Origin of the sequence: Flavobacterium flavipallidum (genome assembly GCF_038289905.1) — a bacterium.
Classification (GTDB): domain Bacteria; phylum Bacteroidota; class Bacteroidia; order Flavobacteriales; family Flavobacteriaceae; genus Flavobacterium; species Flavobacterium flavipallidum.
The window spans coordinates 1-26644 of record NZ_JBBYHU010000037.1; the positions used below are offsets into that span (position 1 = coordinate 1).

The 26644-nt window shown below is 32.4% G+C and carries 19 protein-coding genes; 5 read left to right on the forward strand and 14 right to left on the reverse strand.

Annotation, left to right across the window (positions count from 1 at the left end):
- Positions 1-609: 609 nt before the first annotated feature.
- The 11 genes from AAEO59_RS14305 to AAEO59_RS14355 form a co-directional block, all read right to left on the reverse strand.
- Positions 610-756, reverse strand: coding sequence for a hypothetical protein (locus AAEO59_RS14305; protein WP_341701431.1), 147 nt, complete (start codon positions 754-756; stop codon positions 610-612).
- Positions 757-850: 94 nt separating this feature from the next.
- Complete coding sequence (locus AAEO59_RS14310; protein WP_341701432.1) at positions 851-1372, reverse strand: hypothetical protein; 522 nt, start codon at positions 1370-1372, stop codon at positions 851-853.
- 88 nt (positions 1373-1460) lie between these two features.
- Positions 1461-1985, reverse strand: a complete 525-nt coding sequence (locus tag AAEO59_RS14315; protein WP_341701433.1) for a hypothetical protein — start codon at positions 1983-1985, stop codon at positions 1461-1463.
- Between the two features lie 95 nt (positions 1986-2080).
- Positions 2081-2599, reverse strand: a complete 519-nt coding sequence (locus tag AAEO59_RS14320) for a hypothetical protein (RefSeq protein WP_341701434.1) — start codon at positions 2597-2599, stop codon at positions 2081-2083.
- 26 nt (positions 2600-2625) lie between these two features.
- Positions 2626-3912 (reverse strand): hypothetical protein, encoded by a 1287-nt coding sequence (locus AAEO59_RS14325; protein ID WP_341701435.1) that lies wholly within the window; start codon positions 3910-3912, stop codon positions 2626-2628.
- Between the two features lie 15 nt (positions 3913-3927).
- Complete coding sequence (locus AAEO59_RS14330; RefSeq protein WP_341701436.1) at positions 3928-4167, reverse strand: T9SS type A sorting domain-containing protein; 240 nt, start codon at positions 4165-4167, stop codon at positions 3928-3930.
- 208 nt (positions 4168-4375) lie between these two features.
- Positions 4376-4900: a hypothetical protein gene (locus AAEO59_RS14335; RefSeq protein ID WP_341701437.1), complete on the reverse strand. Its 525-nt coding sequence runs from the start codon at positions 4898-4900 to the stop codon at positions 4376-4378.
- Positions 4901-5149: 249 nt separating this feature from the next.
- Complete coding sequence (locus AAEO59_RS14340; protein WP_341701438.1) at positions 5150-5335, reverse strand: hypothetical protein; 186 nt, start codon at positions 5333-5335, stop codon at positions 5150-5152.
- Between the two features lie 493 nt (positions 5336-5828).
- Positions 5829-6563 (reverse strand): DUF1349 domain-containing protein, encoded by a 735-nt coding sequence (locus AAEO59_RS14345; RefSeq protein ID WP_341701439.1) that lies wholly within the window; start codon positions 6561-6563, stop codon positions 5829-5831.
- Positions 6564-7000: 437 nt separating this feature from the next.
- Positions 7001-8668 (reverse strand): glycoside hydrolase family 43 protein, encoded by a 1668-nt coding sequence (locus AAEO59_RS14350; protein WP_341701440.1) that lies wholly within the window; start codon positions 8666-8668, stop codon positions 7001-7003.
- Between the two features lie 108 nt (positions 8669-8776).
- Entirely contained in the window at positions 8777-11236 is a 2460-nt protein-coding gene (locus AAEO59_RS14355; RefSeq protein WP_341701441.1) for a glycoside hydrolase family 95 protein, read from the reverse strand.
- Between the two features lie 320 nt (positions 11237-11556).
- Between AAEO59_RS14355 and AAEO59_RS14360 the strand changes: the two genes are divergently transcribed.
- From AAEO59_RS14360 to AAEO59_RS14380, 5 genes are all read left to right on the forward strand, one after another.
- Positions 11557-12012, forward strand: coding sequence for a hypothetical protein (locus AAEO59_RS14360; RefSeq protein WP_341701442.1), 456 nt, complete (start codon positions 11557-11559; stop codon positions 12010-12012).
- Positions 12013-12099: 87 nt separating this feature from the next.
- On the forward strand, positions 12100-12789 hold the full coding sequence (gene istB / locus AAEO59_RS14365; RefSeq protein WP_341701443.1) for an IS21-like element helper ATPase IstB: 690 nt from the start codon (positions 12100-12102) through the stop codon (positions 12787-12789).
- Between the two features lie 436 nt (positions 12790-13225).
- Positions 13226-17599 carry a hybrid sensor histidine kinase/response regulator transcription factor gene (locus AAEO59_RS14370; protein ID WP_341701444.1) on the forward strand — a complete coding sequence of 1458 codons (4374 nt, stop codon included), beginning with the start codon at positions 13226-13228 and terminating at the stop codon, positions 17597-17599.
- A 91-nt stretch (positions 17600-17690) separates the two neighbouring features.
- Positions 17691-18662 carry a M23 family metallopeptidase gene (locus AAEO59_RS14375; protein ID WP_341701445.1) on the forward strand — a complete coding sequence of 324 codons (972 nt, stop codon included), beginning with the start codon at positions 17691-17693 and terminating at the stop codon, positions 18660-18662.
- Positions 18663-18810: 148 nt separating this feature from the next.
- Positions 18811-19320, forward strand: a complete 510-nt coding sequence (locus tag AAEO59_RS14380; protein ID WP_341701446.1) for a hypothetical protein — start codon at positions 18811-18813, stop codon at positions 19318-19320.
- 112 nt (positions 19321-19432) lie between these two features.
- Here AAEO59_RS14380 and AAEO59_RS14385 read toward each other — a convergent pair whose 3' ends face one another.
- The 3 genes from AAEO59_RS14385 to AAEO59_RS14395 are packed head-to-tail and all read right to left on the reverse strand — an operon-like array spanning position 19433 to position 26626.
- Positions 19433-21061 (reverse strand): glycoside hydrolase family 43 protein, encoded by a 1629-nt coding sequence (locus AAEO59_RS14385; protein ID WP_341701447.1) that lies wholly within the window; start codon positions 21059-21061, stop codon positions 19433-19435.
- 39 nt (positions 21062-21100) lie between these two features.
- Positions 21101-24148, reverse strand: a complete 3048-nt coding sequence (locus AAEO59_RS14390) for a glycoside hydrolase family 2 protein (RefSeq protein WP_341701448.1) — start codon at positions 24146-24148, stop codon at positions 21101-21103.
- A gap of 9 nt (positions 24149-24157) precedes the next feature.
- Positions 24158-26626, reverse strand: a complete 2469-nt coding sequence (locus tag AAEO59_RS14395; protein ID WP_341701449.1) for a glycoside hydrolase family 95 protein — start codon at positions 26624-26626, stop codon at positions 24158-24160.
- Positions 26627-26644 lie beyond the last annotated feature (18 nt).

Below are 26644 nucleotides of genomic sequence, written 5' to 3' on the forward strand. Positions count from 1 at the left end.
TCCTGAGCTAAAGCAGTCTGCCCATAAATTAAAAAAGCTATGATAGCCAAATAAAATTGTAATTCTTTTTTCATACTAAATTATTTATTATTTATAATACATTAATTTAATCCAACTTCTAATCATACCACGCTTGAATTCTTCCTGCTTACTATCTAATAGTTTTAATTAACAAAACATTAAGATTAACAAAAGTAAAACAAAAACACAATTAACGCAACCGATTGTTAATTTATTTTTCAATAAAAATATAAATAATTTTTACTTTATGTATTTATATTGGTTTTTAATTACTAATAAAATAATTTTAATCATAAAAAATGTAATTATCATACAACACAAAGCCAAAAAAAAACTCTATTCACCACCTAAACACACTTCAAAAAACACAAAAAAAACAGAATTTTTCAAAACCTTAAAACCATAAAAAAAAAAAGGAGGAGTAACTCTACCCATCCTTTAATAAATTATTTTAGATCATTATTATTTTCAGCATCTTAATAATAAAAATCACATATTAAGATATTGAAAAAATATAATACAAAAAAAACTACCCGAAAATAATTTCCAGACAGTCTTTTTTTTTAGTTCGTAATATTCATGGTATAATTATATTACAAATAATCTTGCTGCTAAGCTAGGAATAATGCTTAAGACAAAGCTGTTTTCTGCATTGAAATATTCTAATTCTTCAGCAGTTTGAGCATAAAAAGTAGTTGTAAGAATGCTCATAAATAGTATAATAATTGTTTTCATAGTTATATTTTTAAATACAAGCAAAGCTTTTGTAAAATGATCATAAAAAACCACAGCTTTCTTTACTGCTGTGGCTTTTTAATTGATTTTTTTTTTAGAGTTTACCCTGATCAACCATTACATCAACAAGATAGCCAAATACTTCATCTTCAATAGGGCTTTCTTTGCTATTACTTTGAAGTATTCCTGGCAAACAATAATCAAATATTTTAGTACCATTTTTATAGATTGCAAAATAAATTACACCTAATATATGTTCATCTAATGAAATACCATAGTCACTTAAATATCTTTTTACACCTGCTTTAGGTACAAAATTGGTGAATATTTTGTCTAATACGGGCTTATAACTTACAGCTTTGGTAGCTACAATTGTAGTTTCACCAAGACCTCCTATTTCTATATTATAATAAGTATAGTTGTTATCTATTTTGCTAATAACAGCTATTTGACCTGCTTTTGCTCCTAAAATAAAGTAATCCTTACCTGCTAAACTCGGAATAGCACTTAATACTGTATTATTATTAAAGGAGTCATACAACTCTATTTCTTCTTGATTTTGAGCATAAAACATTGTAGTAATCATGCTCGTTAATATAATAATTATTGTTTTCATAGTTATATTTTTAAGTACAAGCAAAGCTTTTGTAAAATAATCATAAAGAAACCACAGCCTTATAGCTGTGGCTTTTTTTTAGGACAGTTTACAGTTGATCTGGATTAGCTATTAAATAGTAATAAAAAAACTCTAATATTTCATCATCAATGGGGCTTTCTCTATTGGTAATTCTTATTGAAAGTACAGAAGTATCAAATGTTTTTATTCCATTTTTATATATTGCAATATAAAATGACCCAAATGAATCGTCGGATAATAAATTACCATACTCACTTAAATATCTTTTTACACCAGCTTTAGGTACAAAATTGGTGAAAATTTTATCTAATACAGGCTTATAACTTACAGTCTTGGTAGCTATAATTTTATCTCCATCCGTAACCCTACTTCCAAGTTGTAAATTATAATAAGTATAGTTGTTATCTATTTTGCTAATAACATATATTTGCCCCTCTATTGCATCGAAAATAAAATAATCCTTGCCTGTTAAACTCGGAATATTGTTTAAAACTATATTATTTATTCTATTCCCTAATTCTATTTCATCTGCGGTTTGAGCATAAAACACTGTGGTAATCATACTCATTAATATAATAATTATTGTTTTCATAGTTATATTTTTAAATACAAGGAAAGCTTTTGTAAAATGATCATAAAAAAACCACAGCTTTCTTTACAGCTGTGGCTTTTTAATTGATTTTTTTTTTAGAGTTTACCCTGATCAACCATTACATCAACAAGATAGCCAAATATTTCATCTTCAATAGGGCTTTCTTTACTATTACTTTGGAGTATGCCAGGCAAACAATAATCAAATGTTTTAATACCATTTTTATAGATTGCAAAATAAATTACACCTAATACATGTTGATTTAATGAAATACCATAGTCGCTTAAATATCTTTTCACACCTGCTTTAGGTACAAAATTGGTGAATATTTTGTCTAATACGGGCTTATAACTTACAGCTTTGGTAGCTACAATTGTAGCACCACTCAAGCGGCCAATTTCTAAATTATAATAAGTATAGTTGTTATTTATTTTGCTAATAACAGCTATGTAACTTTCTTTTGCATCCAAAATAAAATAATCCTTGCCTGCTAAGCTAGGAATAGTGCTTAAGACAAGGCTGTTTTCTGCATTGAAATATTCTAATTCTTCAGCAGTTTGAGCATAAAATACTGTGGTAATCATACTCATTATTACTATAATAATTATTTTCATATCTTTTATGTTTTTAATTTATTTATTTATCTAAATGAAGGCAAGGCAGTTGTATAGTTAGGTATAATTTTTCTTGGTTTGGGACCATGATCAATCCCGCTTCTTTGTTTTTCTGGTTTGCCTAACAAACGCCATACCAAATTTTCAAACAAAATAGCATCATCTTGATTATGTTCATTAGTAGCTGTTGCCATTAAACTAGGGCGACCATGCCCAAAAAATTCGTGTAATCCTATCGCTTCGTTATATAATGAAGATGAAGTATCTAAAACTGAAAGTGTTTCGCCATTGTAGTTCATTGTTGCTCCACTCTTCCAAAACTCTAATAATTCTGTGGAGGTGAGACCATCACCCGATTTGACTAAAACTTCTTCTAATCTAGGAGGCAATACAAATGCATTTACGATTTTATCATAATCGCTTGAAACTGCTCCTAATGTTGTTTTTAATGTGGTTTCATCATCAAAATATTTAATAATCATAGGTTTGTCTGAATTTATTGTATTGGCTACAATTGTTGCAAATACCTTCTGATCACCTGGATCCAAATCATTTAAAGCCTCATCTAATTTATCTTGCGGTATTTTAGAGAAAAACTTTTTATTGTTTTTTGGACCTCTTTTTATAAGAGCTTTAAATTTATCAAATTTAGGGCTTTTGTTCAAAACATTAAAGATGTCATTTTGGAGTTGTTTAGCATCTGCTATACTGACTCCTCCTGCTGCGCTAGCATTAGGATCTGACTCGGGTAAATCACTTGTGGGGGCTGAATAATTCCCATTCTGGTCATACCCATTCTGGTCATATCCATAGATGTCATACCCATTCTCATTAAATCCATAGTCATTATAACCAAATACGTCATACCCATTTCGATCATATCCATCTGCATTAAATCCAAATGCATCATACCCATTAACGTCAAATCCATTGGCATCGTAACCATTGGCATCGTACCCATTTGTATAGACAAAATCAATATGTGTTGTAGATTCGTAAAGGCCAGATATTCCTGATTGCCAGTCAGTCACAATTGTTCCTTCAAGATTTTCGTCAATATATGTGGTTACCACTATATCATTATAAGGATTTTCGTCATTATTTACTGTATCAATATATATATTAAGATCATAAAATGTTTCGATATTACCTCCGAGGTCTTCAAAAGCTTGTAGAAAATCTATAGTTGTTTGATCAAAGCCTGAATTACCCCAATCTTCAAAATACCCTTCACCATCTGTGAATGCATAACTTGCTTGTCCGCATAATATACATAAGAACGTGAGGACTAATATATAATGTTTTTTCTTCATTGCTATTATTATTGTTTAATTAAAAATAGTCTTTATGACTTGGTTGTTATAGTACAGGTTCAAGATGTAATTACCACTTGGAGCCGAGAATGGGATGATTTGTTCTTGCATTCCGATACCGCTGGTAATCAACTGTTGCTGTGATTTTAAGATTCCGTTGAGGTCATAAATACGCATGCTGACAGGCGTTTGTTCCTTCAGCTCAAAATTCAGTTTAAAGCTATTACCCGCTACTGGATTAGGGTATACAACCATCTTAGAGACTATGGTTTAAGTATAAAACAAAAAAGTTGTAGCTGTAAAAAACTACAACTTTTTGTTACCATTTTACTCTCAATTGTGTTACATATTTCAAATAAGTGCTGTCAGGAAAAATTGCACAAAGTGAGGACACTTTGCACAGCAGGGTTACTACTTTAATTTAAGTAAATACTCGTTAGAAACGAACACCAGAGGAGTTTTATTATAATTGATTTGGATTAACAATTAAGTAGTAAAAAAAATCTAATACTTCATCCTCTATTGGACTTTCTATTGGTTTATTATCAAGAGATGGAGGTAAACAAGTATCAAATGTGTTAACCCCATTTTTATAAATAGCGAAATATAGTTCTCCTGGTATGGAATAATTATAATCTTCACGAACATACTCACTTAAATATTTTTTCACACCAACTTTAGGTGTAAAATTAGTAAATATTTTATCGAATACAGGTCTATAAATAATCGTTTTAGTTGTTACAGTCCTAACATCAGTTGCAACGTGTTGAAGTTTTATATTATAATAAATATAGTTGTCATTTATTTTACTAATAGCAGCTACGTGACCTTCTATTGCATCTAAAATAAAATAATCCTTACCTATTAAACTTGGAACAGTATTTAAAACTATATTATTTATTCTATTCCTAAATTCTAATTCTTCTTGACTTTGAGCATAAAACACTGAGGTAATCAGGCATGTTAATCCTATAATTAATGTTTTCATAGTTTTGTTTTTGAAATTATCTAAATGATGGTAAAGCTGTTGCATAGTTAGGTATAGCAATTTTCTTATAATGTTCTCTACCATCGTTTTGTTTTTCTGGTTCTCCAAGTAATCGCCATACCAAATTTTCAAATAAGATAGCATCATCTTCATTATGTTGTGAAGTAGCCGTCTCTATAGATTTAGGACGACCATGCCCGAAAAATTCGTGTAAGGCTGTAACTTCATTATATTTTGAAGATGTAATATCTAAAATTGAAAGTATTTTGCCATTATAGCTAGTTGTTGCACCAGCTCAGATTCGGCATTTTCCAGCACAGTAACACCACCTAAATCAGTGTTAAAATCATAAATAATCTCCGTTTGTGCAGAAAGATTATACCCAATAATCATAAGAGCTATAACAGCTATCATACTTTGTGATTTTCTTTTCATTGTATTTTTATTATTTTTACGAAACATGCCTTATTTAACACAACTTTAGTTGTTAAATAACAAATATAAAACAAATTAACAATTAACACAACCGATTGTTTATTTATATAAAAAATACTATTAAATTTTTCTTTATTCATTTTTATATAATTTAAACTAAATATAAAGAAATTTAAATCAAAAAAAACAACATCAAAACAACACTTCATAGCATTAAAAAAGCAATAGTCAAAATAGGAATACAATTTATAAAAGACAGAAAACAGATATTATTATAAACAAAAATTACCATTTTAAAAATTCCAAAAAAAAAAAAAAAAAAGGAGGAGTAACTATACCCATCCTTTTTTTATTCTATATTATTTTTTATTCTATTTCAAATAAAAAACACAAATCACCTATATTCAAAACACCACCTAAATTGTCATAAAATCCTACTGCCCAACAACAGAAGAATAACATAAGGCAACTGTATCAGAAGAAAAACGTTGTATTAATTATTAAATTTAATATCATCAATATAATGCGAAGTATAAGTACCTCCTATACCACAAACAGCTTGTGTTAGTCCTCCAAAAGGATATAAATTTGAAGTATCAGTATAGGTATAGCCTACATTGAAGATTTTTCCATCCAAAGAGTATTCAAATTTAATTACAAAACCTTTAATAGAAACACGATACCAATAAGCCTTTAGCGGCGTCATTGGCGTTTTTCCCCCATCTAAATATACTCCCGCACTACTTCCTAAAGTACTCACAGCACCATCTGCAGCATTTCTAACCATAAATGTTACTGATCCTGACGCATTATTTTGCACCATTAAATAATAACCATTTTTAATGCCTGACGCATAGGTCCCTAAGCCTGTACCTCTCAACAAAAACCCTTTTTTTATCCATGCACCAGAATTAGGTAATGCTGTTATATATTCCTTCCACGTAATACTGTAGTTTGTAGCTTTAGGTATCGATACCAAATCATTAACACAGGTCTGATTAGACAAACCAGAAGCAGTTTGTTGACGAAGCACCTTTGTATTATTTGGCACACCGTTGTCTGTCAGACCTGCAATTACTCCAACCGCAGGAGCCCCTGCATTTACTTCCGTAAATACACCGGCTAAATCTGTATTAAAATCATAAACAACTTCTTTTTGAGCCGAAACGCTGTGCCCGATAGCCATAAAAGTTATGGCAGCTATCATACTTTGTGAATTTCTCTTCATACTATTTTTTTTTATATACATTTTACACACTACAACTTTACAGTTATAAAAAACAAATATAAAACAAATGAACAATAAGCGCAACCGATTGTTTATTTATTTTAAAAAAAACTCAATTAAATTTTACTTTATACATTTTTAACACTTTTAAATTATAAATAAACTAATTACGTTAACAATTTACAAATACAATTAAAAAATAACACACACTATTATATTCTGAGTTACACTTAAAAAACTGTACCAATCACTAATATTTGAACAAAAAAATGGAGCTACTTGGCTCCATTTTCTTTAATATACTATTTTAGGCAATAAAATTAACTATATATTTAGAACAAATAAACTTAATTATCTAATTTTATATTAATCACTTTTATAAAGAACTATAAGCTTCAATACATGCTATAAACCTTAAATTCTAACAGCAATACAATTTATTTATAAATTGAATCATTACCACTATACGTCAAATGTTTAAAAGAAGCTGAACTACTGCTTTTCCCTCCATTTGAAGTTGCATACATTCCGTACAAACAGCCTATAAATCCACCAGCTACTTTAGTACTCAGAAATTTTGCATCTACATCGTCTTTTAAGAGAGTCCAATTCTTCGAATTTTCAGAAAAATAAAAACTATAAGCATCTTTATTTGAACTAATTTTTAAATTAATTTTTTCTGAAGTTGCTTCTATAAATTTTTCCGCTAACAACTCAGTAGTAGCGTCTTTACTTTTAAACAGCTGCAAAACATCTCTCCCGTCTTTTTTGGACTTTGCAAGAAAATAATAATGACTTTCGTCCTGAACAATAACTAAACCCGCTTTTTCATTTGAAGATGAAGGACTGAAACTCATTTCAGTTTCAAAATTACTATTGATATGTTGTTGTCTTTTTCCAACAAATGATGGACTAGTAAATTCAGAAATCGTTTCCGGTTTCAATTTCAATACCAAGCCTTTCTTTTTTGAAATAGAAAAAGAATTATAATCAATAGTACGCATAAACAATAAACTAGGATCTAATTGTTTATTCAATTTAAGAGTGTACTTAAAATTACCAGATTGTGGCAATACCTTTTTTTGTTTTACTTCCTTAAAATCAAAAGTTTGGGTATATTGAATTTCCTTATGATCAGGATTTATGACAGGCCATTCATTAACCCATTTAACTGGAGCAATAAAAGTTTCACGCCCTGTATTATAGTAATCTCCTTCATAAGGACGAACCGCTAAAAAAACAGCATAATCCTTCCCATCAGGTCCTTCAACAAATTGAGCATGCCCAGCGGAAGTTATTGGATCTTTACGATTAGCAGGCAAATCTCTTTGAGTTAAAATTGGATTTTTACCATAAGGCTCATAAGGTCCTGTCACAACTTTACTTCTTAGAACTACCTCCGAATGATTAACAGAGGTTCCTCCTTCTGCAGCATATAAGTAATACCAGCCATTCTTCTTCATGATATGTGGTCCTTCTATCCAAACTGGTTCTTTAGTAATATCTACACCACCGTTTATCAATTGCGTTTCTTCTCCAACAACTTTTAGATTCTTATAATCCATCTCATAGATTCTAACCGTTCTATGCCCTTGATACAATGGTTTATTATTAGGCGCATCACTATTATAAACAATATAAGCTTTATCTGTCTCTTCATCAAAAAACAATGAAGGGTCAATTCCTCTTACTTGAGGAATTTTCACAGGATTACTCCAAGGCCCCGCTGGATCTTTTGCTGTTACCACAAAATTACCCTCATTATCAATATCGGTACATGTAACATAAAAAAGCCCTTTGTAATATGAAATTGCCGGAGCAAAAAGACCTCTTGTTAAGCGTTCACCAATAAAATCCATTTGAGAAGGACGATCAATTACGTTACCTATTTGTTTCCAATTTTTCAAATCTTTACTATACATAACCGGAATACCCGGGAAATAAGAAAAAGTAGAATTGACCAAATAATAGTCCTTATCGACTTTTACAATACTTGGATCAGGATAAAAACCTGAAAGAATAGGATTTGTGATAGTAATTTGAGCAACAGCAACTTCAACCGTTACTATTTGTAACGCAAGTATCAGGAACAGATTTTTTTTCATCTTTAAATTAATATTTATTATTTCATTGTTTATTATATTTCTTTTTCCTTTTGGGAAAACATATCAATTTTACAGCATTCATTATTCTAAAGCAGTAAAATAGCACAATTATTTATTTAGAAATGTGTAAATATTTCCTTTTTTTGTTTCAATATCAACTAAAACAGTAGGTTTAAGTTCAAGTGGTTTTATATTTGATTTATCAGATATAATGGCTGCTGCCGTTTGATCAACAAAATAAAAAGGATTTGGATTTTCACCATTTGCAATTGCCAATTCAGCACCTGATTTTTGTTTCATATCATTTGGCAAACGCAACCTTAGATTCCCTCCTAATGTTGATTTTATAACCAATTTAGTAAGTTTAGAGTTCTTCCATTTCATTTCAACAATTTCAAAACCACCTCTGGCACATATTCCTCCAATAGCTCCTTCCGGCCAAACATCAGGCAATGCCGGAAGCAAATGAATAGCTCCATCTGAACTTTGAACTAACATTTCGGTAATTCCCGAAGTACATCCAAAATTTCCATCAATCTGAAAAGGTGGATGCGCATCAAAAAGATTATTATAAGTTCCTCCTCCTTCAGGATTTACACCTAAAGGAGTAAGTTGGTTTTTTATAAGCGAAAAAGCATGATTTCCATCTTGTAATTTTGCCCACCAATTTATTTTCCAACCCATACTCCAACCTGTGGATACATCACCACGTTGAAGCAAGGTGTTTTTTGAAGCTGCAAACAATTCAGGTGTTCTATAGGCCGAAATCTGATTAGAAGGAAATAGTCCGTAAAGATGGGACACATGACGATGATTATCTTTAGGATCATCAATATCATCCAGCCATTCCTGAAGCTGATTGTATTTCCCTATATGCATAGGAGCCAATCTATTGCATAACTGTTTCAATGTATCTATTAAAGTTGCATCTTCTTTTAAAATTTGTGCCGCCCGAATTGTGGAAGAAAAAACGTCATAAACAATTTGGTTATCCATTGTTGTTCCTGCATCAAGTGATGATCCATTATGGGCTTTTGGTGCATTTTCTGGAGAATTCCCAGGATTTACAACCAGCCATTTGTATTTAGGATGTTCTACTAGAAAATCCACATAAAATAAAGCTGCACCTTTTAAAACAGGATATATAGATGCTAAATATTCTTTATCTCCTTTATAAAGATAATGTTCCCATAAGTGCTGACTCGCCCATCCGCCTCCAGCAGTCCATAATCCCCAAAAAGCTCCATCTACTGCTCCGGTAGCGCGCCAAATATCTGTATTATGATGTGCCATCCATCCCCTTGTTCCATACATGGTTTTGGCTGTTTCTTGTCCTGTAACAGCTAAATCTTTTACCATTTCTAAAAAAGGTTGATGCAACTCTGAGAGATTGGTTTTTTCAGCAGGCCAATAATTCATTTCAGCATTGATATTAATGGTATATTTACTATCCCAAGCTGGATATAAACTGTTATTCCATATACCTTGCAAATTAGCGGGTTGTCCACCTGGTTGTGAAGAAGAAATTAACAAATAGCGACCATACTGATAATATAAGGCTACAAATTGTGGATCATTTGTATTTCTAAAATTCTTCAAACGTTCATCTGTTGGCAAATTAGCTGCTGGAGTTGTTTCTAAATCTAATTTAACCCGATTGAAATATTTTTGATAAGCAGCAATATGATTCTTTTTAATTGTTTCAAAAGATTTTCCAAAAGCGGCATTCATATAATCAGCGGCACGTTTCGCTTCATTTCCGCTTACATCATTATACTTATTAAAATTAGTAGCTATCGATATGAAAATAGTAGCAGCATTCGCATTTTTTACAATAAGTGAATTATCTGTTTGCTCCAGTTTTCCACTATCTAATTTTATACGGGTTATACCTTTAAAGTTAATCAAACCCTTTACTCCTTCATGATCACTGGTAGTCCCTGTAATTTCAAGATCATTTGATTTACTTACTGCAAAACTCTTAGTCTTATGTGGTGAAGTATAATTAGCCGTGAATGAAATACTCCCTTTTTTATTTGCTGTAAGATGAATTACAATTACTCTTTCTGAGAACGAAACGAAAGTCTCTCTTGTGTAAGTTACTCCATTAACTACATAGCTGGTTTTTGAAATTGCATTTTCTATGTTAAGTTCTCTCCTGTAATTAGAATACTTTTCATGCCCCTCAAAATTCAAATTAAGATTTCCTACTGGCTGAAAAATTTGTCCTTGTGATTTTTTTGAAATAAAAGCTTGGTTTGCTAATTTTTCAGCATCCTTATGTTTTCCATCAAAAATCATTTTTCTTATTTCTGGTAAAGCAGCTAAAGCATTTGGATTATCATTTCTATTGGGACCACCACTCCATACTGTATTTTCATTTAACTGGATAATTTCATGAACAACATTTCCATAAACCATAGCTCCTAAAAAACCATTACCAATAGGCAAAGCATTTTCCCATACATTTCCAGATGGCACATTATACCAAAGTTTAAGACCCTGATTTTTTTGAGGATAAACAAAAGATATTATTAATAAAAAGGCTAATACTACTATTTTCTTCATTCTAATTAATTATCTATTTCAAATATTACTTTTGCGATTTAAACTTTCCTTCTTCTTCCTTAATTTTTTACTAAACTTAAAAAAGTATGACGAGCAACTTGGCAAATATATAAAATTACACAATCGGTTGTTTTAAATTTTATTATTATAAAAAAAATATGCTTTTTTTTTTATCCTTTACAATATCCATTCCTAGAATAAAATACATAATCAAAAAAAATAGATATAATTAAATTAATTTGTTCTAAAAAACATCTTAGGGACTAAAAAACAGAATTTAAAAAATCTATCAGTTATGATTTCGGTTATACTTAATCTACGTGGAAAAACCAGTCAAATTGACCACCAGTTTCAAGTGCAAATACAATCGAATAGACATCCATCAGCGCAATTACAAACCTTATATCTATACCACAATTCCAAAACATTTAGCCAGTATCCATCAATTTATAACTCAATGGAGTGCTGCCCGATTTATTGATTGGGCAAATAGTATTGATGAATCAGTTGGAGCCTATATTATGCAAATAATTGAAAGTCGAAACCATTCTGAACAGGCTTATAAAAGTTGTTTAGTAATACTAAACTTCGAAAAGAAGGTTGGTAAGCAGAGATTAATAAATGCCTGTAAACGGGTACTTGATCTTAGAATTTACAATTTTAAAACGATACAAAATATTTTAGAAAACAACTTAGACTTTATTGATTTTGAACAAGAACCTGAGCAGGAACTACCTAATCATGCTAACATAAGAGGAAAACATTATTATGACTAAATTAAATCTTAAAAACATGAATGACCCGAGCGTAGAACAGGCGAAGCAATCTACAGTAACCTAAATGAGGCAAATGAAGTTTATGGCATGTTCAATGCTTTTAAAACAGCCATTGAAAGCGGAAAAACAAACCAGGACACACTCGATCAGTTTGTATCAATGCTCATTGATGCAGAATGGGACCAAAGACACAATCGCCGTATTGAACGCAGTATTAAAAATGCCCGATTCTATTATAAATCCAATATTGAAAGCATCAATTTTGATGTATCAAGGAATCTTGACCGAAACACATTAGTGCGTCTGGTAGAATTTGAATTTATTGAAAAAAATGAAAACATCTTAATTATAGGAAGTACTGGTGTCGGTAAAAGTTATTTAGGCACAGCGTTAGGATACCAAGCCTGTATTCAGGGCTATAAAGTGAGCTACTTTAATACTTCAAAACTGTTTGCAAAATTAAAAATGGCAAAAGTAAACGATTCATACCTGAGAGAACTTGCTAAAATTAAAAGACAAGATGCCATTATACTAGATGATTTAGGACTTCAGGCATTAGACAGTCACAATCGATTTACCCTTTTGGAGATTATTGAAGACAGACATAATAATGGTACTGTAATTGTAACATCACAAATCCCAGTCCAAGGCTGGTATGATATCATTGGTGAAAAAACCATAGCTAATGCAATTTTGGACAGACTTATACATCAATCCCACCGACTCGAATTACATGGAGAATCCATGAGAAAGAAAAGAAGTATAAACAAGGGATAATTTTTAAGTATATTTGAATACTAATTAACAGATGAAAAAGAGTAGTTTTTAATAAAAAACGGAGGTGATCATTTTGCTCTGGATTTGGGTGGTCAATATCAATGGATTTTACAAAAGCTAAGGGAGACAATTCTAACCATTTTTATAAATTTCAACCTATAGAAAAACAAAAATTTCCTCTCAAGCAAAATTAGGAGAAATTAAAGCTCCTCCAGTTTTTGAATATGACACTGCTAGCGAAAAAGGAAAAAGCTATACTTTTCAAATAACAGAAAAATAAAAAAATTAAAAGTTTATTCAAAAAACAAATGTATTCTATTAGGAAGAAATCATATTCAATAAACACTAAAAAAAAAAACTTTAAATAAGTAAAGCCAAAAAGAAAATTAATAAAATTATTATTGTATAATTTTGTTTTAATCTCACTAAAATTACAATGAATACCTTTTTAAAAAAGCATTTAATATTAATTCTAAATCTGCTGTATCACTCGGTAATATTCAGTCAGGAAAACTACGCATTCGAACAATATCACGTAGAAGACGGACTTCCGCATAATATTATTAACAGAATCATTCAGGATAAAAAGGGATTTATCTGGATCGCCACTACCAATGGACTTAGTCGCTATAACGGTTATTCATTTGCTAATTTCAAGCCCAAAGTTTCAGATAAAATTATCATGAAAAATAATCGTATTGATAAAATTCTTGAAGATACTGTTGGAAGAATTTGGATAACCTCAGAAGCAATAGACTCAAGAGTATATTGTTTCGACCCTAGAACAGAATCTTTTTGGAGTCCGGAACTTATAACAAACTTAGTCAATAAAAAATTTAATATTGGACAAATTAAAATCACAAAATCCGGGAATGTATGGTTACTTTCAAAAAATGATGATGGATGTATTTTAGTCTCCAATTCGAAATATTCTACAAAGGTCTTTCACAAAAAACATAACAACCTAAAAAACAACAAAATAAATAATGTTTTTGAAGATTCAAAAAAACAAACATGGATATTAACTAACAATGGAATAACATTAATAAATACATTCAAACCTGCACAGCAGTCAATTACATTTCAAAAGAAGAATCAGAAAAATTTTGAATTCTATAGTGCAATTGAATTGGAAGATGAAATTTATTTTGGGGGTTCAAATGGTAACTTGGCTATCTTTTCAAAAGAAAACAAAAAACTAAAAATAAAAAACATTCCATTAAATGCTAATATTATACAATTAAAAAAACTAGATCCTCAAACTATTTTAGCAATAACTGACCAAAAAGGATTTTGTACAATCAATCTGATTACAGCTGTAATTACTAAATTCGATTCAAACACATTACCTCAATTAAAAACAAACGATTTAATACCTATAGCCTTTACAAAACAACATCAATTATGGTTTAATACAGCCAAAGAAAAAGGGATTTACTTATTTGATTTTAAATTAAAAAAACTTTTTAATTTTCCTGGAATTAAAAATGATCCGGTAAATACTACCACACCTCTAAATGCCTTTGTCATTACTGACAAAAAGGGAACTATTTGGGTTCAACCATATGGAGGTGTATTTTCTAAATTTAACAATGCTCAAAAAAAACTTATTCCGTTTAAACTGCCTAACAGCTCAATATCAAATGGTTTGCATACGGCTTTTTTTGATCGCCAAGGTAGTTTATGGTATAATATCGAAGCTACTGGTCTATCTAAAATTACATTTAGCGACTATAATTTTATAAATTCTCCTTTACAAAATCCCCCCAGAAACGTCAGATCCCTATTTCAAGATAAAAAACAAAATATTTGGGTTGGTACAAAACAAAAACAAATCATACTTTTTGATAAAAATTTAAATCAATTGGGCATGATTGCACCAACAGGAATGCTAAATCAATCTGCAAGCTGGTCAAAAACGGCTTATAGTATTATTGAAGATAAAGACCAAACAGTTTGGATTGGAACAAGAGGTGACGGCCTATATAAATTGACACCTCTGAAAGAAGCATATCATTATAAAGTTGAACATTATTTAAATAACAATAAAAATAATTATAGCCTTAGCAGCAATGATATTTATTCTGTATATGAAGATCATAATGGTTTAATATGGATAGGTACATTCAATGGTTTAAATCTTATTGAAGAGGATAAATTCGGGAAACTTCGTTTTATTAACCACAAAAATCGATGGACAAATTACCCATTAGATTCGTTTAATAAGATTCGTTGCATTAAAGAGACTAAAGAAGGAGTGATTCTGGTGGGTAGTACTGGAGGCTTAGTAGCGATAAAATCAAGCAAAAATCGTTTTCATAATCTGGGAAATTTAAAATCTTATAATATCAGTTCCCATAAACCAAATGGCTTAATGAGTAATGACATTATGGATATTTGTATTACCCAAAAAGGCCTAACAATCTTAGCAACAGCAGATGGCGGAATCAGTAAAGTGATTTCAAAAAATCATCAGGGATTTCCCCTTCAATTTAAAACATTTGGAAGAAATGAAGGTTTACCCTCCGCGAATATGCTTTCTATAGTTGAGGATAACAACCATAAAATCTGGACAGCAACTGATGATATATTAACCCGTTTTGATTACAAAAAGGAATACTTTGAAGTTTTCCCTGAATTAAAGTGGATTCTTTCCAACACAAATTTTTCTGAAGCAACAAAAATAAAACTACAATCTGGTGAACTATTATTTGGCTATACAGAAGGAATTGTACGCTTCTTTCCTAATCAAATAAAAACCAATGATTATGCACCCTATTTAGCTTTTACTAATCTTCGGCTATTTAATAAGAAAGTAGAAATCAATAGTAATAATTCGCCTTTAATTCTTTCTTTGGACAACAATAAAAAAATCGTTTTGAAACACAATCAAAACTTTTTCAATATCGAGTATGCTGCTCTGGATTATAAAAACCCAAAAAACATCAAATATGCCTATAAACTCGAAGGTTTTGATGAGAAATGGAATTTTGTCAACAATCAGAGAACAGCATTTTATACCAATGTACCTAAGGGAAGCTATACCTTTAAAGTAAAATCGACCAACAGTCAGGGAAATTGGGTAGCAAACGAAAGAAGTTTACGCATTAAAGTTGAACCTTCTATTTGGAATACAACGCTGGCTTACATTATTTATGCGCTGTTAATTATAGGGTGTATCCTTCTGATAAATCGTACAATGATTACCATTTACCAATTAAAAACGAATGCCAAAATTGAAAAAGATATGTTTGATATGAAACAGAAGTTTTTTATCGATATTTCTCATGAATTGCGCACACCTTTAACGTTAATATCAGGTCCAATCGAATATTTAATAAACGATAACCGAACACCTGAGATCATAAAAAAACAACTATCCTACGTATCCCAAAGTACAAGCAGGCTGCAAAGACTGGTTAATCAGATATTGGATTTCAGAAAAATTCAGGATCAGAAATTAAAAATCTCCGAAATAAACTTAACCGAATTTGCCAGTGATATTTTTAATAATTTCATCGAAATCGCTCAGGAAAAAAAGATTAATTACAACCTGGAAATTTTAGATGATGACATCAAATTATGGGCTGATAAAAATGCTTTGGAAAAAATCATCATGAATCTTTTATCGAATGCTTTTAAATACACTCCTGATGAAAAAGCAATACGTCTTCGCATTTACAAAACCGAGAAAAAAATTGGATTGACTGTTATCGATGAAGGTATTGGGATTTCCGAAGAGCACCACAACAGCATCTTTAACCGCTTTTCTTCTTTCAACAAAAACAGCAACAATACAAGTACCGGTATTGGTTTATCGATGGTAAAAGAATTGGTAGAAAAACATCATGGCGAAATTAATTTTGAAAGTAAAACCAATAAAGGCAGCAGCTTTTCTGTCTTTTTCAAACAGGGATACAGCCATTTTACTGATGAAGTAGAAATTAGTACCGAAGAAGAATCTAAAGACACCATTGAAAATAAATTAATCAAAACACAACCGATAACACTTTACAATAATCCGGAAGACAGTCAGGAAAAAATAAAAATATTAGTTGTTGAAGACGACCTTAAACTACGCACATTCCTTAAAAATGTTCTCGAAGATGATTATGAAATTCTGGAAGCCGAAGATGGCGAAATAGCGTACCAAAAAATTCTGGAAGCCACTCCTGATTTTATTATCAGTGATATAATGATGCCTAAACTTAACGGCGTGGAACTTTTACAAAAAATAAGAAATAATATCGAAACCAGCCACGTTCCTGTTATCCTTTTAACCGCAAAAACCACAATAGAAAGTCAGCTGGAAGGACTTTCTTATGGTGCCGATGATTACATCACTAAACCTTTCAGTGTTTCCTACTTAAAAGCCCGAATTGTTAATTTACTCGAACAACGAAAAAGGCTGCAGGGCATTTTTGACTCTTACGAAAAAAGCGATCCAAAAGAGTACAATCCTAAACCTTATTTAATCACGGATCAGGACGAACAGATTATGCAAAAAGTAATGCTTGCTATTGAGGAAAACATTGATAACAATGATTTCTCGGTAGAAGATTTAGGCAGTGTCGTGGGACTGAATCGTACTTCTTTCTATTACAAAATAAAAAGTCTTACGGGTTATACTCCAGTTGAATTTATCAGGGATGTACGAATTAAAAGAGCTGCTCAATTGTTAATGAACAGTCAGTTATTAATCAAAGAAATTGCCTATATGACCGGCTTTTCAGACATGAAATACTTCACGAAATCGTTTAAAAACAAATACGATGTAACGCCGAGCGAATATCGTAAAGAGAATAAATAAGTACTCTTTTAACCTCACGCAAGTGGGCACGAGCAAGATGCTCGCTCTAGCTTAGGGAGATTACTAAACAACCAATAATAAAAAATTAAACATGACAAACTTAACCGGCATTAAACTAAAAAAAAGCATTATTTGTCTGATATTGTTAGCTATAAATAATCATTCGTTTTCTCAAGATCAGAATATTACAATAAATAGAACCCTAAACAAGGATAACAGTGTTAATTTGAATTTTGAGAAAAAAATACCTGGAAGTTATTATCTGTATTTAGAATTATCAAATGTAAAAAACTGTTATCCTGAAGTATATAGAGGAGTAATTACAGGTCGTTCTGGAAAACTATTAAATATCATACCAATTGAGGCTCTACAACCAATAGGTTATTCATATAAATTCAACACTATCATGGGAGTACCAGATCCAAAAATAGATAGTTTATTTCAATACATGCTCCCCTTTAAAACAGGAAAAAAAATAAAAATTTATGAAGCTGGTAATATCGGTGAAAAATATTTTGGAGCAGAAAAACCAAAAAATTGGAAATCTTATGTAATTAATTTTGAAAGTGCAGATACCATTTTTAGTATGCGAAAAGGAATTGTCGTTAAAATAATTAACGAATATAACGATGATCCTTCTATCAAAAAAAGTTATACAAGTAAAAGAAATTATATCATAATTGAACATGAAGATGGAACATTTGCAACATACAAAGGTTTTCAATTAAACTCCATTAAAGTAAAATTGGGACAAACTGTTTATCCTAAAACACAATTAGGACTACTTCACTTATTTGACAAGACAGCAAATAATTATAGATTTGATTTCAGTATTTATTATTTATCTAATTATGAAAACATTGGAAATAATGAAAAACGTACATATAAAAATTACTCGAGTTACTATAAATACCTAACTCCTATGTTTCTAACTACAAATGGACTAACAACTCTTGAATCTAAAAAAGAATACATGGCATCTTTTGATGAAACAATTTTACTTCAAGAAATGACACGTTCAGAAAAGAAAAAATACGCTAAAGATCCTAACCAATTCAGATAAAAATGAGAACACTTGTTCGTACTTTTTAGACTGCATGATTCTCGGGCTGGCGGGGAGTTTTGTGTAAAAAAAATTGCGCAAAGTGAGGATACTTTGCGCTGCTGGTTTTTAATTAATTGCACATTATTAATTTAATTATTTAAAATAAATGATGAAACTAAAAATATTTCTTCTGATTAACCTATTAATAATTATGATGGGACTACTACCTATCTATTTATTTTTCAAGCAACCAGGACCTATTCAAGAATATGAGTTTCCCAGAATGACATATCAAGAACTAGAAGTGAAAATTTCAAAAATAATTGACAATAAAGCAAATTCTAAATTTAAACTTACTGATGAGGAGCTCAATAACAAAAATACCCGTAACACAAGAATTGTTATTCTGGGAAAAGATTCTTTACAATTTGGATTTGTAACTAATATGGATATAGGTTATGAATATAAAACCAAAAATAATCACTCCAAAAATTGTCCTCCTTGGTTGGAATTATATAGCATTTGTAATTCAAATGGAAATTTTTTAGGTGTAGTTAGAAAAAATAGAGAAGAACATGCTGAACTTATAAAATTATTTGAAGATGAGTTTATCAAAAAAATCAATAATGGGGCAGTGAATGTTATAGAACGTGGATTTTGGGATAATATCTTTTAAAGCAACTCCTTATCTGGTTCAAAAAAAAATTACATTTTCAAATTTAATCCTAAAAAAGGCTGTCCGAAAATAACTTTTCAGACAGCCTTTAAATTTTAGATTGCATTTCAATTTAGTCTTTTGCCACTCTAAACCAATCCAGATTTACATAACCTGAATTATTTATTTTGCCTTCTCTTAAAGCCACAAATCCCATTTTTGCACCAATCCACACTCCTTCGGTAGCTTTAAATTCAGTACCCGCTTTCATGAACTTTTTATTATCGTAGCTGTAATAAAACTGACACTTGGCTCCATTTTCAACCTTTACTCTGAAATACAATGAACCGCTGTTTAAATCGGCTATTTCAGTAGTAGTTTCAGCCTTTCCTTTATCAGCTTTGTCTCCTATTGCCTGAACCAACTTCAACTTTCCTTTAATTTGTTTTACTGCAATATAACTATAACTTCTTCCCATGATTAGGAAACCAAATTCTTCATTATCAAAATTGGGTTTAAAATCAAATTTTGCGGTGGCGGTAAATTCATTTGCCGGGAATTTTTGAGCCAAAATATTCGGCACCTGCCATAAACTCACATAATTATCAGGCTTAGTAATACAATTCATTCTGTAATAGCCCATTCCTGTTGATGGATAACCCCAGACTAATTGTTTATTAGCATGCCATTGCCATTGCAATCCCTGATAAGGTTCATTAAATTCGTCTGATTCCGGAGGAGTTACTATTGGATATTGCGCTCCAACATTTGGCTTTTTGTAAGTCGACACAGGTTCACCAATTCCATTTTTATCATTATCTACCCCCATAACCGGCCAGTTGTCTTTCCATGACATTGGATTCAAATGCACCACACGTCCATAAGCTCCCTGGTCCTGAAAATGCAGAAACCAATCTTCTCCGGTTACTGTATCCACCCAGGCTCCCTGATGAGGACCGTTGATATTGGTTTTCCCCTGTTCTAAAACTACTTTCTCTTCATAAGGTCCAAATATATTTTTGGAACGCAAAATTAACTGCCAGCCTGTGGCCACACCACCTGCAGGGGCAAACACATAATAATAACCGTTTCTCTTGTATAATTTAGGTCCTTCTACGGTTTGATGTTTTTCGTGACCGTCAAACAATAATTTATCATCATCATAAGCCTCGGTAGCGTCTTCGTTCATGGAGCAAATCATCAATACGCTTTTAGATCCTGCTCTACTTCCGGCAAGAGCGTACCCCAAATAAGCCTTTCCGTCCTCATCCCAAAATGGAGCCGGATCAATAATACCTTTGTCAGCTTTTACTAAAACAGGCTCACTCCATTTACCAAGAGGGTCTTTGGTTTTAATCATGTAGATTCCAAAATCAGGGTTCGGATAAAAAATATAAAATTCCCCTTTGTAATAACGAATACAAGGTGCCCAAACGCCATTACCATGTTGGATTTTATCATAAATCTCAAAAGGAGGTTGCTTTGGCAATGCATAATTAAGCAATTCCCAGTTGACCAAATCATTAGAATGCAAAATAGGCAAACCCGGTATGCAATTAAATGAGGAAGCTGTCATATAATAATCCTTACCCACCCTGCAAACATCCGGATCAGAATAATCGGCATAAAGAACTGGATTTTTATAACTGCCATTTCCTAAATCTGAAACCCAGACTTCTGAAATATTTTTTTTATCATTCTGGGCAAATGAACTTCCTAAAACAGAAAGAATAAATACCGAAGCAAACTTAAATTTTCTCACTTTTTATATTTTTTATTTAACACATACTAAACCGAAAGGCTATTTTAATAAATTCAACAAAAGCTGTTGTCCTACGATATTGGCTTTGTTTTTAGCCGACACATCAAAAGTTTTCATAGAAGCATTTTCCCCGTCTCCTTCTGCTTTATTAGCTACTGCATTTTCCTTTATACAACTAAATATATCCAATGAACAAAGAATGATTTTCCCTCTTCCGTGTGGAATTACACTTAAAGCAGAATAAACCTCTTGCTTATGATCAGAAACACAACCAACAATTGTTTCCCCGTTAAACATTCTGAGTCCCAATCTGTTTTTATTATACGTTGCAAAACATTGGTATTCCCAGTTAAAAACACAGGATTGCGGCAAACCTTCAAACCATTTGGTTTCCTTTACAAAGTAATTCCCTCCATACCAGGATGTCCCTAATGTTTTGAAACCTCTGTAATCAGCGGCTTCTTTTTTAGCAAAATAACTCGCCCAGGTATCGGTATCATTAACAACCACCACGGTATTTCCGTTATTCACCCATTCCAAAAGGTCAGTAACCAATGGATTCCCCGTTTGCTGCGGTTTAAAACCACCTATAACTAAACAATTCCCGGACGGAGTTCCACTCTTATACTCTTTGAAATTAATTTTTTCAGAATTAAAATAGTTACCAATAACGCCTGTCGTATCAGCAACCATAATGTTGGAAGCTATTTTTTCCTTGTTCAGTTTTACCGCAAATAATTCGTCGATTCCACTGGCAATCACGGTATTGTCTTTAGAAACTAATTCAGCCGTAATCTTCGTATAACCTTCAGTTTCGGGTGCAAAAGCATTTTTAGCAGACAATAATTCGCCATATTTAATTCCACCAGTTACTGTAACAGGAATTGTTTTGGTCCAGACTGTTTCTTTTTTATTATTTGTTGCTTTAACCTTTAAATCAAATGCTCCTTTGACGTCTTTTTCGTTTACAATGAAAAAATCCACCACCGTCGTATCTTTTACAGACAAAACCTTGTTGGTTAGTTTTACAGCCACATACAAAGGTTTGTTGTAACGGGCAATCAAATCGGCATCCCCCTTCAGATTTCGGTAATTATCAACTATACCCGAATGGTTTTCCAGTTTCATACTTTCCCAGCCATTCACTGCATAACCATCAATCGTATTATTGATTCGTACGTTTTCAATGGTTCGACCTTGATAATAATAAGCCACATTCCCCATTTTTCTGGTCAGACTGTCCACATTAGGAAATGACTTTTCGAAATCATTTTTCTTCAGGAAATTATCGTAAGCATCATACCATTTCAAATAATCGTCGCTTTCCCAGCCAATGTCCTTACCTCTTTTAAGGATTTCGTCTCTAATCAATTGCAATCTTGGCGGTGTTCCAATGGCTCCTTCTTCACCATAATACATAATTTCTTCTTTGTTATCTGTAAATTTTGCGTACTTTTTAGGATTGCTGTATAAGTTATCATGATACACTCCGGGACCTCCTGCATGATGCTGGTCAAACCAACCGAAATTGTAAAACTGATTGCTATACGGCAATAAATGCAATTTAAAACGTGGATCAATTCCCTTTTTTATTGGACCATTACTCGAATTATAAGTCATGATTCTGGTTGGATCCAATTTATGTCCCGCCAACATCTGCAAGCTATCTTTCTTTTGTGGCTCTGCTCCTCTTTCATTGTGCATGTTATAAATCACAAGCGAAGGATGGCTTCGGTCACGTTTTATCATTCTGAAAAACTTCTCATCGCGGGCGGCAAAATAAAAATCAGCCTGTTTCTTTTCCAATTCGTTTTTAGGATTGAATTGATTCGCCGGAAATTGATTCCCTCCCGGTTCCTGAAAATACAGCAAGCCCATTTCATCGGCATAATCCAAAACATTAGTTTGTCCAATAGTACGATGGAAATTCAGCATATTCAAACCAACAGCTTTGGCATCTGCAATTTGTTTTTTGGCCAGTTCATCACTTGGAGCAATTCCGTTAATCGGCCAAAAACCCCAAGATATGGCCGTTCTTATTACAATACGTTTGTTGTTCAGATAAAACTGTTTGTCTCCATCCACTTCTTTGACTTCAAACCAACGGAAACCAAACTTTTTCTCTACAACATCTTTTACTTCTTTGTCATTTTTAAGCGAAGCTTTCAGCACATATAAATTCGGGTTGTCGATGTCCCAAAGCTTGGCATTATCTACTTTAATTGTAAAAGACTGTGTATTCTCTCCTTTAGTAGCTTCAATTGGGAAACTTTTTTCGAAAACTGATTTGCCTGTTTTTCTTTCAGCAACTTCTAATAAAACACTTCCTTTAAAAGTTGTTGCAGTATTATTTGTCAATGAAATTTCGGCATCGATTTCATTCAAAATTGGTTTGTTTTTGATGAAAATATCATTCACAAAAATATTCTCCGTTGCTACAAGACTCACCTTTCCGGTAATTCCGCCAAAACCGTGGGTTGGGTTGGTACGATAATTTCCCCACATATAATTGGAGCTGTCTCTCCAATCAAAATTTCCGTTTGGATCGGTAATTCGAACTGCAATCGAATTCGTTTTCCCAACAGTGATAAAATCGGTAACATCAACATCAAAAGGAGTTCCGTTGATTAAATCATAGCCAGCTAACTTTTGGTTTACAAATATTTCTGCCCTGAAACGAACACTTTCAAAATGCAACACAATTCGTTTTCCTTTCATTGACTGTGGCACAGCTACCTGAGTTGAAAACCAGGAAACGCCCAGATAATTACCTGAAACTCCAAAAGAATTTGTATTCCAGCCCCAATAAAATTCTTCCACGGTAGCAGGAAGATGAACCGTTTTACTTTCTCCTTTTTCTAATGCCTGCCAGCCTCCGGATGGAATATTAACAGGCAATTTTTTTATAACAACGGGAGGCGTAAACAAGACATCATTTTGCCATTGTGCTGCCGGATCCAGCCACAATTTCCAGTCATTATTAGAAATATCTTGCACTGTCCTTTGTTGGGCAAATGAAGCTATATTGATCAAATTAGTAAGTAAAATTGCTGCTACAATTTTTATCTGATAGGGGTTCATTTTCATAAAATTCAATTATTTTACTTTAAAAACATAGGTTTTTCCTGCTGCTGTATTGAAATCATATAGCTTACTTTCAGGAGATTGATAACCTTTTAAAGCAGCTTTTTCTGAAATTAAAGGATCTTTAATAGTTGTTACATTGTAGAAAACATTCGGGTTATCTCCTTTGGCTTCCTCTAATTTTACATCACCTACTAACATGACATTGGATGCGAGACGCAATCTGCAATTTCCTCCTAAAGCCGATTTTACTGTTAGTTGTTTTACCTTGCCATTTTCCCATTCGATAGCTACTTCAAAACCACCTTTAGCTTTTAAACCTGAAACTTTTCCACTTTTAAAATCATCAGGCAAAGCAGGAAGTACATAAATCGCACCATCATAACTTTGCAATAACATCTCGGTAATTCCGGCTGTACAACCAAAATTACCATCAATTTGAAACGGCGGATGCGCATCTAAAAGATTCGGATAAGTTCCTCCCTGTTGACCTTTAGTTTCCATAGGCGCAGGGCTTAACTGGTCTTTTATCAATTTAAAAGCTCTGTTTCCATCTAATAAACGAGCCCACCAATTGACTTTCCAACCCATAGACCATCCTGTTGAAACATCACCTCTTGACACTAAAGTGTTTTTAGCTGCTTCAATTAATTGTGGCGTTCTAAATGGGGATATTTGTCCTGATGGAAACAATCCGTACAAATGCGAAATATGTCTGTGATGGTCATTTGGTTTATCCCAATCATGGAGCCATTCCTGCAATTGTGAATATTGTCCTATTTGCATTGGAGGTAATCTTTTTAATGCTACTGCTACCGAATCAGCAAAAGATTGATCGGTTTCTAAAACTTTAGCAGCATTAACGATATTATTGAAAGTATCAAAAACCAATTGATTATCCATTGTAGTCCCGGCAGAAACGCCTACACTTTTCTCATAGGTATTTTCGGGAGACATTGATGGAGCAACCACTAACCATTTGTGTTCAGGCTCTTCCTGTAATACATCCAAATAAAATTGGGCCGCGCCTTTTAAAACCGGATAATATTCATTTAAAAATGCTTTGTCTCCTGTGTACAAATAATGTTGCCACAAATGCTGAGTAAGCCACGCACCACCCATTGGCCAAAGACCATAAAAACCACCGTCAACTACTCCAGTCATGCGCCATAAATCGGTGTTGTGATGCAAATTCCAACCTCGGGCATGATACATTTCTGAGGCACTTTCTTTACCCGTTACAGCTAAATCCTTCAGCATACTGAATAAAGGCTGGTGCATTTCGCTCAGATTGGTTATTTCGGCAGGCCAATAATTCATTTCGGTATTAATGTTTACCGTGTATTTACTATCCCATGGCGGCGATAATTTATGATTCCAAATTCCCTGAAGATTCGCCGGCTGATTGCCTGGCTGTGAACTCGAAATAAGCAAATAACGTCCAAACTGAAAATAAAGCGCTACTAGTTGCGGATCATAAGAAGTTCCAAATTCCTTAATCCTCACATCTGTTGTTTTATTGGATTGAGGTGAATTGCCTAAATATAAAGATACTCTGTTGAAATATTTTTGGTAGGCAATAACGTGATCTTGAAAAGATTTGGCATAAGTTTTCTTAGAAGCTTTAACTAAAGTTGCTGCGTTTTTTTCAGAAGGATTTGCCGATAAATCTTTGTAATTTTTAAAATTAGTCGCAATTGCAATTCGAATTATTACCTCATCAGCATCTTTAACGGTTAACTTATCAGCAGTCGCAGTTAGTTTTCCTCCTTGTAAAGTACAGGCCGCTTCTCCAATGAATTTCACTTTACCTGTTTTATTGTCTACACTTGCCGTTGTACCTTCAAAAAATAATTTATTATCCTTTGTTTTAAAATTATGAATGAGCTGCGGAGTTGTTGCGGATAACGAAAAGCTAATACTTTTTTTCTTATCGGCAGTTAATTTTACCAAAATAACATCGTCTGCAAAAGAAGCCAAAACTTCTCTTTTATACGTTACCCCATTTACTTTATAACTCACAGACGAAACTGCTTTTTCTATATCTAAATCACGTTTATAATCTGTAAAACTTTCATGACCCGGAAATTCAATCCATAAACTTCCAACGGTTTGATAAGGCATTCCGTAATTAAGATTAGCCGGTGCCTGTCTCGGGAAAGTTGTATTGGCTAAATCCTGAGCTTCTTTATTTTTACCGGCAAAAAGTAATTTTCGGATTTCTTCAATATTTGGATAAACATTTTTAGGCACATTATTACCCGGTTCACCAGCCCAAACGGTTTCCTCATTCAATTGCAATTCTTCTTTTTGAGGATTACCAAAAACCATAGCGCCTAAACGACCATTACCCAAAGGCAAAGCTTCATTCCAATTGGTCGCCGGCTTGTCGTATTGCAATTTTAATTTCTGTTGGGCATTTCCCTGAAAAACACTTATAGAAAGCATTAAACAGCCCACAATAATCTTAATTCGATTCATTTTCTATTCTTTATATTT

Bases quoted from the DNA above. Each gene is read 5' to 3' on its own strand.
- AAEO59_RS14305 (WP_341701431.1), bottom strand. From the start codon at position 756: ATGAAAACAATTATTATACTATTTATGAGCATTCTTACAACTACTTTT.
- AAEO59_RS14310 (WP_341701432.1), bottom strand. From the start codon at position 1,372: ATGAAAACAATAATTATTATATTAACGAGCATGATTACTACAATGTTT.
- AAEO59_RS14315 (WP_341701433.1), bottom strand. From the start codon at position 1,985: ATGAAAACAATAATTATTATATTAATGAGTATGATTACCACAGTGTTT.
- AAEO59_RS14320 (WP_341701434.1), bottom strand. From the start codon at position 2,599: ATGAAAATAATTATTATAGTAATAATGAGTATGATTACCACAGTATTT.
- AAEO59_RS14325 (WP_341701435.1), bottom strand. From the start codon at position 3,912: ATGAAGAAAAAACATTATATATTAGTCCTCACGTTCTTATGTATATTA.
- AAEO59_RS14330 (WP_341701436.1), bottom strand. From the start codon at position 4,167: ATGGTTGTATACCCTAATCCAGTAGCGGGTAATAGCTTTAAACTGAAT.
- AAEO59_RS14335 (WP_341701437.1), bottom strand. From the start codon at position 4,900: ATGAAAACATTAATTATAGGATTAACATGCCTGATTACCTCAGTGTTT.
- AAEO59_RS14340 (WP_341701438.1), bottom strand. From the start codon at position 5,335: ATGAAAAGAAAATCACAAAGTATGATAGCTGTTATAGCTCTTATGATT.
- AAEO59_RS14345 (WP_341701439.1), bottom strand. From the start codon at position 6,563: ATGAAGAGAAATTCACAAAGTATGATAGCTGCCATAACTTTTATGGCT.
- AAEO59_RS14350 (WP_341701440.1), bottom strand. From the start codon at position 8,668: ATGAAAAAAAATCTGTTCCTGATACTTGCGTTACAAATAGTAACGGTT.
- AAEO59_RS14355 (WP_341701441.1), bottom strand. From the start codon at position 11,236: ATGAAGAAAATAGTAGTATTAGCCTTTTTATTAATAATATCTTTTGTT.
- istB (WP_341701443.1), top strand. From the start codon at position 12,100: ATGTTCAATGCTTTTAAAACAGCCATTGAAAGCGGAAAAACAAACCAG.
- AAEO59_RS14370 (WP_341701444.1), top strand. From the start codon at position 13,226: ATGAATACCTTTTTAAAAAAGCATTTAATATTAATTCTAAATCTGCTG.
- AAEO59_RS14375 (WP_341701445.1), top strand. From the start codon at position 17,691: ATGACAAACTTAACCGGCATTAAACTAAAAAAAAGCATTATTTGTCTG.
- AAEO59_RS14380 (WP_341701446.1), top strand. From the start codon at position 18,811: ATGATGAAACTAAAAATATTTCTTCTGATTAACCTATTAATAATTATG.
- AAEO59_RS14390 (WP_341701448.1), bottom strand. From the start codon at position 24,148: ATGAAAATGAACCCCTATCAGATAAAAATTGTAGCAGCAATTTTACTT.
- AAEO59_RS14395 (WP_341701449.1), bottom strand. From the start codon at position 26,626: ATGAATCGAATTAAGATTATTGTGGGCTGTTTAATGCTTTCTATAAGT.